Source organism: Haladaptatus halobius, assembly GCF_020618475.1.
GTDB classification, from domain to species: domain Archaea; phylum Halobacteriota; class Halobacteria; order Halobacteriales; family Haladaptataceae; genus Haladaptatus; species Haladaptatus halobius.
Genome location: NZ_CP085336.1, coordinates 341,152 through 353,561, shown reverse-complemented (window position 1 = coordinate 353,561; position 12,410 = coordinate 341,152). Strand labels below are relative to the sequence as shown.

Annotated in this window: 13 protein-coding genes; 6 read left to right on the top strand and 7 right to left on the bottom strand. The window is 54.9% G+C overall.

Annotation, left to right across the window (positions count from 1 at the left end; all coding sequences use genetic code 11):
- Positions 1–47: 47 nt before the first annotated feature.
- From LIW51_RS18500 to LIW51_RS18490, 3 genes are all read right to left on the bottom strand, one after another.
- Positions 48–443, bottom strand: a complete 396-nt coding sequence (locus LIW51_RS18500; RefSeq protein WP_227377931.1) for a PIN domain-containing protein — start codon at positions 441–443, stop codon at positions 48–50.
- Positions 440–688: a hypothetical protein gene (locus LIW51_RS18495; protein ID WP_227377930.1), complete on the bottom strand. Its 249-nt coding sequence runs from the start codon at positions 686–688 to the stop codon at positions 440–442. Before LIW51_RS18495 ends, LIW51_RS18500 begins: the two co-directional genes overlap by 4 nt.
- A gap of 975 nt (positions 689–1,663) precedes the next feature.
- Positions 1,664–1,897, bottom strand: coding sequence for a hypothetical protein (locus tag LIW51_RS18490; protein ID WP_227377929.1), 234 nt, complete (start codon positions 1,895–1,897; stop codon positions 1,664–1,666).
- A 790-nt stretch (positions 1,898–2,687) separates the two neighbouring features.
- Between LIW51_RS18490 and LIW51_RS18485 the strand changes: the two genes are divergently transcribed.
- Positions 2,688–3,371: a hypothetical protein gene (locus LIW51_RS18485; RefSeq protein WP_227377928.1), complete on the top strand. Its 684-nt coding sequence runs from the start codon at positions 2,688–2,690 to the stop codon at positions 3,369–3,371.
- A 330-nt stretch (positions 3,372–3,701) separates the two neighbouring features.
- On the opposite strand, the gene LIW51_RS18480 is transcribed toward LIW51_RS18485, so the two are convergent.
- A complete protein-coding gene (locus tag LIW51_RS18480; RefSeq protein ID WP_227377927.1) occupies positions 3,702–4,637 on the bottom strand; it encodes an alpha/beta hydrolase in 936 nt (311 codons plus the stop codon).
- A gap of 386 nt (positions 4,638–5,023) precedes the next feature.
- Entirely contained in the window at positions 5,024–5,260 is a 237-nt protein-coding gene (locus LIW51_RS18475) for a hypothetical protein (protein WP_227377926.1), read from the bottom strand.
- Between the two features lie 756 nt (positions 5,261–6,016).
- On the opposite strand from LIW51_RS18475, the gene LIW51_RS18470 reads away from it, so the two are divergent.
- The 4 genes from LIW51_RS18470 (at position 6,017) to LIW51_RS18455 (ending at position 8,932) form a co-directional block, all read left to right on the top strand.
- The gene (locus LIW51_RS18470; protein ID WP_227377925.1) at positions 6,017–6,241 is read left to right on the top strand and encodes a dodecin family protein; all 225 of its coding nucleotides are present in this window, start codon (positions 6,017–6,019) and stop codon (positions 6,239–6,241) included.
- A 401-nt stretch (positions 6,242–6,642) separates the two neighbouring features.
- Entirely contained in the window at positions 6,643–7,305 is a 663-nt protein-coding gene (locus tag LIW51_RS18465) for a cysteine dioxygenase family protein (RefSeq protein ID WP_227377924.1), read from the top strand.
- A complete protein-coding gene (locus tag LIW51_RS18460) occupies positions 7,305–8,180 on the top strand; it encodes a CoA transferase subunit A (protein WP_227377923.1) in 876 nt (291 codons plus the stop codon). Before LIW51_RS18465 ends, LIW51_RS18460 begins: the two co-directional genes overlap by 1 nt.
- Entirely contained in the window at positions 8,177–8,932 is a 756-nt protein-coding gene (locus LIW51_RS18455; RefSeq protein ID WP_227377922.1) for a CoA-transferase, read from the top strand. The genes LIW51_RS18460 and LIW51_RS18455 overlap by 4 nt, the downstream gene beginning before the upstream one ends.
- 223 nt (positions 8,933–9,155) lie before the next feature.
- On the opposite strand, the gene LIW51_RS18450 is transcribed toward LIW51_RS18455, so the two are convergent.
- Together LIW51_RS18450 and LIW51_RS18445 are read right to left on the bottom strand one after the other, a co-directional pair.
- Positions 9,156–10,382, bottom strand: coding sequence for a CaiB/BaiF CoA transferase family protein (locus LIW51_RS18450; RefSeq protein WP_227377921.1), 1,227 nt, complete (start codon positions 10,380–10,382; stop codon positions 9,156–9,158).
- A 247-nt stretch (positions 10,383–10,629) separates the two neighbouring features.
- Entirely contained in the window at positions 10,630–11,142 is a 513-nt protein-coding gene (locus LIW51_RS18445) for an NUDIX hydrolase (RefSeq protein WP_227377920.1), read from the bottom strand.
- Positions 11,143–11,275: 133 nt separating this feature from the next.
- On the opposite strand from LIW51_RS18445, the gene LIW51_RS18440 reads away from it, so the two are divergent.
- Positions 11,276–12,193: a phosphotransferase family protein gene (locus LIW51_RS18440; RefSeq protein ID WP_227377919.1), complete on the top strand. Its 918-nt coding sequence runs from the start codon at positions 11,276–11,278 to the stop codon at positions 12,191–12,193.
- The last annotated feature ends 217 nt before the right edge of the window (positions 12,194–12,410 follow it).

The following is a 12,410-nucleotide window of genomic DNA, read 5'->3' as shown; positions in this document are numbered from 1 at the left end:
TGGTGATACACCGGATTCCGGGGTATCCAGGGCAGTCCGATACGAACTCAGTAGGTCTCGACTGGAACACCCAGCGCTTCGAAGTCATCGACGTTGTCTGTGAGAACTGCATCGTCGAGGACCTCGGCCATCGCGGCGATGTACGCGTCGTTCGGCCCGATACCAGCGTTTCCGCTCTCGCGGTCGTCTGCAGCGGCGAGTAGTTCGCCCGCCACCCGAGCGATCTCTTCATCGACCTCGATCCGGGGATAGCCCAGGAGACGGTTTCGTACCTCCTGCTTGGTCGTATTGCTCTGAGCCGTGGCGACACCGTAGTAGGCCTCGGCGACGACCGGAGTGGGCAACCACCGCATCTCCCCGCGCTCTACGAGTTCCGTCCCCTTCGAGAACGCAGCAGGATCCTCCGCCATCAGGTCGAACAGGTACGATGAATCGATGATCATTCGCCCGTGTCACTGCTCTCGAAGGCATTACGGGCGGCGTCGAGACGGACGCGGTCACGTCCGCGGAGGCGGTCAACTGCCTCCTTGGCGTCCTCCGCATCCTCTTTCGACAGGAGGCCGGCGATGTCGCTGGGGTGAGGACCACGCGTCATTCGGCGCAGCGTCTCCTCCATCGTCTCACCGCTCCTCTTGTGGGCGTTCAGCCACTCGTGATACTCTTCCGAGACGCGGATGGTTTTGACCATATAATATATTCGGATATATGGGCCTAAGAGTGTTACGCCGCCGGTTCTCCTCCTTCCTCGTGTACGTCAAGTCGCTACCGCCTTGGGCCGACCTCTCGACGTCCTAGCCGACCGAGTGTTCCGGCACCACCTCGGCGACGAACTCGCGTATCGTTGCCTTCCCGTTCGCCTGGAGGTACTCGTAGGCGGCGTGGACGGCCTCAATGCACTCTTCCCGGCCTTCGTCGTTGGGAACTCGACGTCGCTGAGCACGTCCTCCAAGGTTCCTGATGGAGCGGCGTCCTCGACCGGCTCCTCCACGGGTTCAACCCCTGGAGGCGATCGTCTTCAACCGGCAGCTTGGGTCAATCGCCTAAGGAGCCCAGGCGATTGACCGAAGTTTGCACTCGTAGCTGTGCGTGGCGACTGCCGAATGGTGGACAGTCGGCCGGCAGAAACGGGTGCCCACCCAGATGAACCACTCCAGTTTTCACCGGAAGTTTTGGCCAGCAGACCAGTCAGTCGTAGCTCTTCTGACAGTCACTCTGGTGACACACCAGAGTTCCGATGTACGTAGCGCTCGCTCGACAGTCCCACCGTCGCTGGAGATGACTCACTCCTGCTGGTACTAAGAGGACAGTCCAATCGGCTCTAGCACTCTCACTTGTGGTGTGCTGCTCAGTCTTGGACAGTCCAGAGTGCTGCTCTGTACCGTCGCAGGGGCGGTTCCCCTTGACTTCCTGTGGACAGTCTGGCAGTGCTGCTCACTGCCGCCCCCTCGTGCGTTCTGTGGAAGATGGTCTTTCTCCTATTGGCACCCCAGCATGGCGCCCATTTGGCACCCAATAGAGCCGTGAACTGGGATCTATCGTTGACTAATTGTGGTCGACTAATCGCGGAAAAACCCTGTACCGGTATATTTAGATAAACAAAAATATTTTAGAAATCTATATTATCACTGCCGTTGTAGTAGTGATTATGATCTCAGTTGTTCAGTCACTCAAAAAGCCCTATACTCGGAACGTTCTCGAAGTAATTGGTGCGTCTCTGCTCGCATTGATCTTCATTGGTCCACTCATCTATTCGGCCCTTGGAAAGCTCATCAGCGTTGGGCTTGACCTCGTTGGGGTCGCTCAGCCACTGCCGCTCCTCTGGATGAATGTAATCTTCATCAGCTCCATCTTCATCACTATCTGGGCTGTCTTCAAAGTCGTTGAGTTCTACTACCAACGCTAACACTCCTTTTTCGTTGCTGTACTTCTACAGGCTCGCTTGGTACCCAGACGTTACATGAAGACAGTGGGCACCCCACTCCAGTACGGTTATTGGCACCCCTCTGGTGTCCTACAGCGGATTTCTGCGGTCTGTCCCGGCAGAGTGCCTGTCGGATATCGTCGCTGCTGTGACTGTCCTGTGCCTTCTCACAGCCCTGTTATGCAGTACTGGCTATCACTCGGTCAGTGGGGTGACACAGTCATCGGGGTTTGTTGATCTTGGGGGCCAATCTTCTCAGTCGCTGCTATCTTTTTCGCTGGTACTGTTGGCTGGCGAGTTTCTGTTCGTGCTGATCAGGTTCTGCTGCACCCCCTTTGCTTCGGCTCTTTTCCTTGCGCTCCTCTTGCTGTCTTGGACGGTGTCGATCTGGCTGACTACTCCCGCTACTAGTTGGCCCCTTTTCTCAGCCCGGTTAGTGTGGATGATGGAAATAAGCGGAAAGACGACGAGATAGTTCTGGTCTCATAATGACCGTTTACTGATGGTGATTCTGATGACAAAGATGAGGGCTTCTCTCCGATTCCAATAGCTAAGTCATTTTTTGATTCTATTATATTTGCCATCCTGTGGTTGATATCTATTTGATGCCAAATTATATACTAAGAGAGATGACACGCTCTAAGCGGAGCTTCCCCTGGGTGCGTGGGTGCATCGTAATCCCCGATGTCGCCCACGAGCGACCAGCATACGGGCCACCGTCGTACGTATCTCGCGTGTTGATCGTCTTCTGGTAGGTGAGACCGCCATGCTTGATGTCGATATTCCGCGCCCGAATGAACGCATTCTCGGTCGCAGGATTCAGTCGGAATGGCCCCCGACATCCAAGCGAATGCATCCCGACTTGCCGAATGTTCTGAATCACCACACTGCCGGGAAATCGGTGATTCAGAATCTGCATTCCCTCGTTTTTCCCGCGTCAATCAGCCGTAAACCCACCAAACACGAATACTCTCCTGTGTGGCGTGTCAGGCACCCCGATTTTGAAATGTTGAGCGGGACCGTGATACTCGCCCTCGGTGACATCGAATCCCTTGATCGCATCCACACGGCCGTGCGTGAGGACGGCATTTTGTCCGATAATCCCGAGATTGCGGAGTCCAACGTGGCGATGGCTCGTATTCAGCTTATACCGACCAGGTGGGAAGTAGACGAGTGTATCGTCGTCGATCACACGGTCGAGGACGTTATCGATCGCTTGCTTCCCAGTGGTGTCTGCGCCTTTGTTCGCGATATTGACTCGGTGTTTGAACTGGTCGGAGTATTTTGTCGGATCGAGTCCCGACGGCATGCTGTTGAATTCGTGCGATTGGTGCCGCTCGATCCATTATCAACTGCCCCGATTCCACTGCTGTACACACATCCGGACAGTGATGCAAGGCCGAGGCTGGCGGTTGTTGCGAGAAACGCCCGTCTGCTGTGCGATACATGATCAGCGTCGTTCGGAGGTGAAATCGATGTCATAGGGATTATCACTCACGTTTCGATGCAGGCGGTGTTTCTAGGATTAGTTATTGCATCCACTAAGATAAGTTTCTCATGGGTTACTAAATAAATATAAATATATTTTCTATCAGATACCAATCTCATGCGTTAGCATGGTATACTAATAAGGCGTTGTTGAGATCCTCAGCAAATGAGAGATGAGAGGTGTCAGCGGGCGTGCTGAATACAGGGCGCGTATCTTGCACGATCAGACTCAAAGAATCGGGCCGTACCGATACTCGCGTAGTTCTCGTGAGAGGATCACTAACGCACGACTTCAGGTGGCCTCGACCAGGTGTCGTTCGAGGAATGCGGCCTCCTCCTCGACAATCTCATCGGCCGTATCGCCGACGAACGCTCCGAAATGATCGATATCGTAGGTGACCCACTTGACATCAGAGAGATGGGCGGCCGCTGCTTTGATGGCACTCCTCGGGGCGATCTGGTCGCGAGCTCCCTCGACAAGAAGCGCCGGGCAATTGATCCGGCCAGCTTCCGAGACGGGTCGGTACAGGCCGAAGGTCAAGAACACGCGCGCGGCACAGCGATTCACCAAAGGATCGTCTGCCTCCGGTCCGACGGCGGCCTCGTGACCCTTCTTCGAGCCCTTGGTCGGTAACGCCGGGAGGTCCTCGGGATAATTGCCCCAGATGGGGATGTAGTAGGGCTCCTGTCCGGTCCATTTTCGGGCTAGGTCCCGGATACCTGCCGCAGTCGTGCGGAGTCCGTAGACCGGTCCCATCTGTCGCGTGATGTAGAGGATGGCTCGCATCCCGTCAAGCACTGGATTTTGCCCGACGTACGCATTAACATCTTCTCTCGCAGCAGTAACGAATGCCCCGCCACCGCCCATCGAAAACCCCCAGACGCCGATATAGTCTCCGTCGATGCCGTCGATGGTACGCGCATGACCGACGGCAGCCTGCCAGTCGACGAGCTGTCGGAACGGGATCACGACGTTTCGCGGTTCGCCGCCGCTCTCACCGAGCGATCGGTAGTCGAACGTCATCGCCGCGAGTCCGTGTTCCGTGAGCCGCTGTGCGACGGCAGGGAGGCCTGCCTGACGGGGCAGTCCGAAGCCGTTCCCCATCACCACGACCGGCGGATCGCCCGTCGTGAGTGATTCGTCCGGGCGGTACAGAGAGCCCGCACAGCGCGTTCCCTCGCTAGTGAACTCGATAGGTTCGTATTCGGCCGGTACATTTTGAGACATGATACGGGTGATTTGCTATGCGATTACCTGCAGGAGAGTTTTCAACGAGGTCCATCCAGCGTATGGTAATCTGGCCGGCGAGTACATACTCCGCTTCGCTATTAGTTATGCGCTACCCCCAATACGGGTAACAGTCGCTTTCGACGGTAACTGGAAATATTCTGGCCCCACACGCGCCTAGTATACAGTTCGACCGTTCTAACAGTTCATACGAACGATTCTGTCGTTGGCTATCTCATCTGTCGGTAACGCTGCGCTGAACTCATCCTCTGTATGCAGCACGCACCTCTTGGCAGACTGTGAGGGTTTCATCTGAGCTACTACTAGGAACGGTTGAAGAGAGGTATAGAGGGCGGAAGAGTACAACACGCAGTCAAATCGAACGACTAGCTAGTAGTACCGGGAACGAGATCCCAGACTTTCACTGTCGCGACGTATTCGCCATCCTGCTCTTCGATGTATCCTTCGGCAAGAGCCTCGGCTATCGCGTTATCGAGATCTCCAACAAAGCGGCTGTGATGGCTTGCAATCACGCCAATGTAATCGTGATCAATTGTCTCAAGATTTTGCCCTCCCGTATTATGCTCGATAATCCGGGCAATGAGTGCGGCATTCTCGCTCATATGTTCTACTAGCGATCAGCACTCAATAAGATTCATATCCGAAGAGATCTATTGAAATAGTGCGCTAACCTACCACAATATTGGAGAGATCCGCTTAGTTGCGTGAATTTGAGTTCGCTGTACGATAGCGTCCGAAGGCATATCCAAGCCAAACAAGAGTCAGGGGGATCGCAATGAACTTCAGAACGTCGAAAAACAGCAGGTAATATACGACTGTCTTTCCAACTATCGAAAACTGAGGGAGCCACGCGGGAAGCGTAGTAACACCGTCCGAGACACCAATCACAAATTCCATGTACTCGATGAATTCATTGTATATGAACCCTGTGACACAGCGCGGAATATCACTGTAGAAAATCTCACGGAGTGGGCAGAGCTCGGGCGAGATCCGTGGCTCGCCCGATTAACCGAAGAGCACGACACATCCATCACATTCTGAACATCAATTAGAAACACCTCATCCGCATAAACGAGAACCGCTGCTGTAATCGTCATCAACGTCAACGAGATAGGTGACACAATGCCAGTAAGCCCGTTTAGCTATCCACATCGACGCTCGCCTGGCTCCGTTTAGAATAGGATCGGATACTGAAGGTTGTGACTGATTCTCGACTTCGGCATACATGAACCGCCCCAATGACGGGGAATTTCGGTCGAACAATTCTAGGGAACTGAAGCTCTTCTGATTCTCAACCGAACAGGGGAGTTTTTCAGGTGGGCATAAGAGTCTAATCGACGGCCATGGTAGAGAGTAACATGACCGCTGTGAAAGTCATTAAAGTCCTCGGAACGTCCGAAGAGTCTTGGGAAGCCGCCGCAAAAGAAGCGGTCAGCCAAGCAAGCAAAACGATCGACGATATCCACGGCGTCGATCTCGAAGGTTGGACAGCCACGGTTGAGAACGGCCAGATCACCGAGTATAAAACGACCGTCGAAATCGCGTTCCCCGTTCAGGAAGACCGCCAGCAGCAAGATCAGTAGTGAGAGGTAGATCGTGGAGTTTGAGTTGCTTGGGTGGATCTCAGAGCATGCTAGTCGGATTGACGGCCGAATAGAAGGATAATTTCGCGCCTTCTCTGAATTGAGGCAAGCTCTTGTACATGTTTTGCTATAGCACTATCTAATCTTATGAGTGGTTAATGGACATTTTCGGCAGTACAGGCATTCAACGGCATTTTTACACTGGGAGCAGTGATGTGCAGTTCCTTCCCATTCAAATATAAGTGGTCCGAGGGAGACTTACTTTTCTGACTGAATCAAAAACCCGTACTCACCGATAGACATCACCGCGGACAAAATATCAATGAGAATTTATATTTGTCCTACCTACACCATCGTGCTGTCCCGAATCTTTACGATATATCATGTAGAATAGTTCGAGTATGGCCAAGGAGGAGTACTTCGTCGACAACGAACGAATTCGTTCATTCATTGAAACGGTCAAAACGACCGCTAACGAACACGAACAGGTCGAACCACTTCTTGCGGATCTGGAGAAACCGTTTGGGGAGTTACTGACTGACGATGACTGGCTGCCCGAGATGTATCAAAAACTCCCACCTGACGATTACGAAGACCGAGGTGAGATGGGCGAGGACATCGCCCAGTGGCTGCTCTATCGCGAGGGCCACGATCTTGCACTGTTCACGCTGGTGCTCCCGCCGGGCGCAAAGACCCCCGTCCATGACCATCTGGCATGGGGACTCGTCGGTATCTACGACGGCGAACAGCGCGAGGATTTCTATCGTCGCGTAAACGACGACGACCATTACCATCCAGACGATGAGTATGCCGAACTCGAGAAGGTTCGAACTGAGCAGATGGAGCGAGGCGACTTCTACGAGTTAGTGCCGCCGAACAACGACATTCACTCGGTGACAACGACGTCGACAGAGCCAAGCGTCAGTGTCCATTTACTCGGCGCAGACGTGGGTTGTATTGAGCGCCATGCATTTAACCCAGAAGAGAAGGAAATAGAGCGGTTTCAATCGGGATACACAAACATCGAATGTGACGTGACGTTGGAACCCTTGGTGGATGACTGATGACGGGGCTTGCTGACCTCGTTTCCCGAGTCGATGACGGGGCGACTATCGCCTTCGCTGGCAAGACTCTCCACCGGGCCCCGATGGCGTTTGTTCGTGAACTCGTTCGCCAGGACATCTCGAACGTGACTTTGATGGGCCTGGCAAACTCGATGGACGTGGACCTACCCTGTGGGACCGGCCATGCTACGACGGTACACTACGGCTACGTCGGGTTTGAGGCACTTGGACTCGCACCTAATTTCCGGCGGTGTGCTGAAAATGGAGAGATCAATACCCGAGAAGGTACATGCTACACCGTGGCGACGATGCTACGTGGTGCTGTACAAGGCGTACCCTTCTTGCCTGTCGCAGGCCTCACTGGAAGCGATCTCCTTGACGTGAACGACGCCTTCGACTCGGTTGAGGATCCGTTCTCCGGCGAGTCAACCGCAGCCGTTCAAACGGTTAAACCCGATATTGGGGTAATTCACACCACTGAGGCTGACAGCGACGGTAATGCGCGTTTCGACGGCGCTGATCTCACCGAGAGCTTGGTGGCAAAGGCGGCCAACCGCACGTTCGTCACGACTGAACGAGTGGTTGGAAATGAAGCGTTCACTGACAACCCTGGCGAAACAGATATTCCGGGGTTCCTTGTGGACGATGTCGCCGAAGTGCCCTACGGTGCTCACCCCACGAGCTGCCCAGGTGCCTACGACTACGATGCCACACACCTCCGGACGTACCTCAAGCGTTCCCGCGAAGGTGACCTTGACGCCTATCTCGCAGAGTATCTCGGCGACGACGAACATACCTACCGCGAACGTGCTGTACCCGCTGTAGAGGCTATCAATTGGAGCAGTGACGTGGCAACCCCGGAGGTCAACCTGTGAGCAGTGACCCAGCTCCCAACGCCGACGTGACAGTTGCTGAGGTGATGACGGCGGCAATAGCTCGCCGACTCGCCGAAAAAGAGACTGTGTTCCAGGGATTTGCATCACCACTCCCCACTGTTGCACTTCGGATGGCCAACGAGCGCAATGGCGTCACTCACTTGAGTGCGTCGGGTGGGGTGAACAGCCAGCCTGAGGCGGTGCCCGTCTCGACCGAGAGCGCGCACCTGCTTGAAGGTGCAACTGCCCACTTCACCTCGCCGGAAGCATTTGACCTCGCTGCTCGGGGTGGCGTAGATGTGATGTTCGTCGGCGGTGCCCAGGTCGACCGTCTGGGCCGACTAAACAACACTATCGCCGGCTCATGGGACGAACCGAAGGTGAAATTCGGTGGTGGCGGTGGGAGTGGGTCACTGCTTTCACTCGTGGATGAGGCGTGGGCCTGGCGTACTGAACACCGAGCGCGCTCGCTCCCTGCAGAGGTAGACTTCACCACGGCACAAGGGAACCTCACGTACTTGGTGACGCCGCTATGCGAGTTTGTACGCCGCGACGGCGAATTGCGCGCAGTCTCCCTTCATCCAGGTATCTCGCGAGAGACGGTTCGCGAGCGTACCAGCTGGGAAGTGACCTTCGACGATCCCAGACGGACGGTTCCCCCGAACGAGTCGGAACTGGCACTAATGGAACACGTAGATCCAGATCGGGTTCGACGGTCGGGGTTCACCGATCTTGAACCGCTTGAAGCGTAGATGACCCTGGTATTTCGCGGCGCTTTGGATCGGAGCCGCCATTGCTTCTCTGCCATCAGGTCGAGACGTGCTGTGGCCAGGACTACTTTCGCGGTTGTCTATTCTCGACCTCATAACTAGTTGCTCTTCCCGGGTGTTCACGTCACTGCCGCCACGATAGGACGTTCTATGGTCTACCCCCTGGTGCAAATGAGGTGGCTGACGGGCGATTCGGGTAGCCGATTCAGATGGCGTTATTGCGCTTAAGCCGTGTGATCTCTATATCATCGTAGCCATATTCTTCGAGTACCTCATCGGTATGTTCACCCAAGAGCGGCGGGTGGGTACGCACACTGGCAGGCGTCTGGGAAAAGTGCATTGGAACGCCGGGCATCTCGACTTCCCCAGCGGTTGGATGGTCGACCGAGGCTCGCATTCCACGGGCGTGAACCTGGGGGTGGTCGTAGACGTTTTCCATATCGTTGATTGGCGTTGCAGGGACGTCGTGAGCCTGCATTTGCTCGACGATCTCCTCGGTAGTATAGTCGGAGATCTCCTCCTCCAGCAACGGTTCGAGAATATCTCGGTTTCGCACGCGATCATCGTTAGTGGCGAACCGCTCGTCGTCGAATAGGTCCTCCCGGTCTAGCGCCTCGCAAAAATTCGACCACAGGTTCTCAGAAGGTACAGCGATAACGGCGTAGTCATCCTGGGTTGGGAACACCTGATAGGGGACGATGTTTCTAATCTTACCTCCCCGGCGGCTAGGAGGGTCGCCAGTGGCGAAGTAGAACATCGCAGCATAGGTGTTGAGGGCCGCCGCGGAGTCCAGCAAACTCAGATCGAGCTTCTGTCCAGTCCCATCGCCAAACTCCCGCTCGAACAACGCGGCCAAGATTGCTTGCGTGGCGTAATAGCCCGTCGCGAGGTCGGTGATAGCCACGCCAACGCGGACGGGCGCACCATCTTCCTCACCAGTGATACTCATCATGCCGCCCTCGCCTTGAATGATGAGGTCGTAGGCTGGCCGGTCTCGGTCAGGTCCCCACTCACCGTAGCCAGTGATGTGGCAGTATACGAGGCTGGGGTTGCGTTCGCACAGGTCCTCATAGCCAAGATTCCACTCGGCCATCTTGCCAACGCGGTAGTTGTGGAGCAGCACATCGGCGTCGGCTGCGAGAGTCCGGAAGACCTCTCGACCAGCCTCGGTGGCGAGGTTAAGCGTCACCGAGCGCTTGTTCCGATTGATGCTCAAGTAGTAAGCAGCTTCGTCAGAGTCGCGATAGGTAGGTGGCGTCCACCTGCGAGTCTGATCCCCCCCGTCCGGCCGCTCAATCTTGATGACATCCGCGCCAAGGTCACCGAGCTGCATTCCACAAAACGGGCCTGCGAGAACACGCGAGGTGTCGAGCACGGTGAGCCCTGCGAGCGGCCCTTCGTCCCCAGTAGGGTCGCGGGCTTCGCCAGTCATTGTCTCCCTCTGGTGGTGTGCATACCGATAACAATCGACTGAACGATTGATAAAACTCCGGTCTGGGCAACAAAGCTGGATAGCATTTTTCAGTAGGCGGTAACATCCAAGTCGCATCGGCCCATTGCCACCCTTTACTGGCGTCGAGTGGTCGCACGGTCGGGCCTTGATGGTCGAATTACCGCTGTTGAAGGTGACTTAGACTGAATGTTTGAGTCCAAAAGGCGTCTGTAGTACAGAGAGAACGTTATCTGCGTGACCGAGCTCGTTCGACGACCCGTTGCGCCAGTTCACGTTCGAAGACATTCGACGGAAGTGTTGCAAACCACTCTGCATCAGTAATCGGCTCACCTGGTTCACCTAAATCATCCCCAATCTCAGTTGACGTCGGGTGTGCGGAGAACAGAACGACGTTGAATGACCGCGACTGACCATTGCACTCGACACGATTGTGCACCACTGCATGCGGACGATGAGGAACAATCTCGACGCCCGTCTCTTCCTTTACTTCGCGAATGGCGGTCTCCGCAAGGCTTTCACCAAGAATAACAGATCCACCTGGGAGCAACCATGAATCATCGTCATCATGATACGCAAGGAGGATCCGATCATCGTCGTCCAGGACGACCGTTGCGACAACCCACCCAGCGGTGAATGCTTCGTTGTCGGCTAAGGCATCAAATGTTGTAGTATCAACGTGCTCAGTAACCGTGTCTTCGATTAGATTTGGATACTGCTCTCGGGGATCGTTCACATCCATACACCTACTAGGTCAGGTGGAAACTAAATATTTAATATGGTTCGTCAAGATAGTTTGAATGTCTTCTCTCGGCCGTAGCGACAGCACTCCGCTGTCAGCGGCCGACCGTCACTCGTCACGTGGCATACCAGCTATGAAACGAGATGTCCACAACAACCTCGAAGCACAGTATACCACCTACCGAATCGTGCGCCAACTTCGCGATATGCCGCCGCATGAGGTCTACGAAGTCTATGTCGATGGCCAACACGCCGTCTACAAGGGCAATACTGAACCAACAGGAAAGGCCGCAACTGAGGGGTGCGTAACCGCGTTTGTCAGCGAACATACGTCCGTGCCAGTCCCTGAAATTCTGCACGTCGAGGATGACTATTATATTGCTGCGTGGCATCCAGACGCGCCAACACCTGACGTGGGACGAGAATTGAACGAAATGTGGGCAGACGCCGCGGGGCGTCTCCTTGCGACCCTCCACGATGAAACTGCCCCGCTACTCGACACCTACGGTCACTTCATCCCCGCTGGTGAAGCAATCTCGGTCGCTGGAAGTGATGACTGGCATGCGGCTGCAACCGACTATATCCGTCGGCATCGCCCGATTCTCGCTCAGTATGGTCACGCTGATGTTGCAGATGCTGTTATCGAGTTTCTAATCGACCATCCGGATATCCTCACCGGAGCAGGTGATTCTGTTTGCTGCCACGGCTGGGCAACTCCTGAACACATTTCGGTAGTGGATGGTCAAGCAGTCTCTATCGTTGATTTCGAGCACGTGATTGCAGCACCCGGCGAGTTCGATTACTGGCGAACCGCCCTCCCAACGTTCAACCACGACACTGATGGGTTGCAGGAACTCTTCCGAGCAGGTTACGAGTCAGTCCGAGCGCTGCCAACCGGATTTGAACGGCGAGCGCCGCTCTATAAAGTACTGAATGAAGTCTACTACTTCGAATCCTTGTATGTACAGAATCAGCATGGAGCAGAAGAAACGGAGCAACGAGCGAACTGGTTCCGACAGAGTGTCTGTGAGACACTAGAGATGCTCTCGTAGCGCCACTCTGGAAAACGACTTCTCCTACCCCTATGATTGTGGTCTCTTACACTCATGCGGAAGAGAATGAGGGTTAGAATGGTCTCGACTAGCACATCAGAGGTTCTTTTTCATCTCCACGACTGTCCCGGTCACGACAATTGATTCGTGGCTAGAAAATTCGTGCATGTACTCTCTGACTCGTTCGTAGCCATGCCACTCGTAGAAGGGAACCGCG

Excerpts from the sequence above, each read along its gene's own strand:
- LIW51_RS18500 (WP_227377931.1), bottom strand. The coding sequence starts at position 443 with ATGATCATCGATTCATCGTACCTGTTCGACCTGATGGCGGAGGATCCT.
- LIW51_RS18495 (WP_227377930.1), bottom strand. The coding sequence starts at position 688 with ATGGTCAAAACCATCCGCGTCTCGGAAGAGTATCACGAGTGGCTGAAC.
- LIW51_RS18485 (WP_227377928.1), top strand. The coding sequence starts at position 2,688 with ATGCTTGATGTCGATATTCCGCGCCCGAATGAACGCATTCTCGGTCGC.
- LIW51_RS18480 (WP_227377927.1), bottom strand. The coding sequence starts at position 4,637 with ATGTCTCAAAATGTACCGGCCGAATACGAACCTATCGAGTTCACTAGC.
- LIW51_RS18475 (WP_227377926.1), bottom strand. The coding sequence starts at position 5,260 with ATGAGCGAGAATGCCGCACTCATTGCCCGGATTATCGAGCATAATACG.
- LIW51_RS18470 (WP_227377925.1), top strand. The coding sequence starts at position 6,017 with ATGACCGCTGTGAAAGTCATTAAAGTCCTCGGAACGTCCGAAGAGTCT.
- LIW51_RS18465 (WP_227377924.1), top strand. The coding sequence starts at position 6,643 with ATGGCCAAGGAGGAGTACTTCGTCGACAACGAACGAATTCGTTCATTC.
- LIW51_RS18460 (WP_227377923.1), top strand. The coding sequence starts at position 7,305 with ATGACGGGGCTTGCTGACCTCGTTTCCCGAGTCGATGACGGGGCGACT.
- LIW51_RS18450 (WP_227377921.1), bottom strand. The coding sequence starts at position 10,382 with ATGACTGGCGAAGCCCGCGACCCTACTGGGGACGAAGGGCCGCTCGCA.
- LIW51_RS18445 (WP_227377920.1), bottom strand. The coding sequence starts at position 11,142 with ATGGATGTGAACGATCCCCGAGAGCAGTATCCAAATCTAATCGAAGAC.
- LIW51_RS18440 (WP_227377919.1), top strand. The coding sequence starts at position 11,276 with ATGAAACGAGATGTCCACAACAACCTCGAAGCACAGTATACCACCTAC.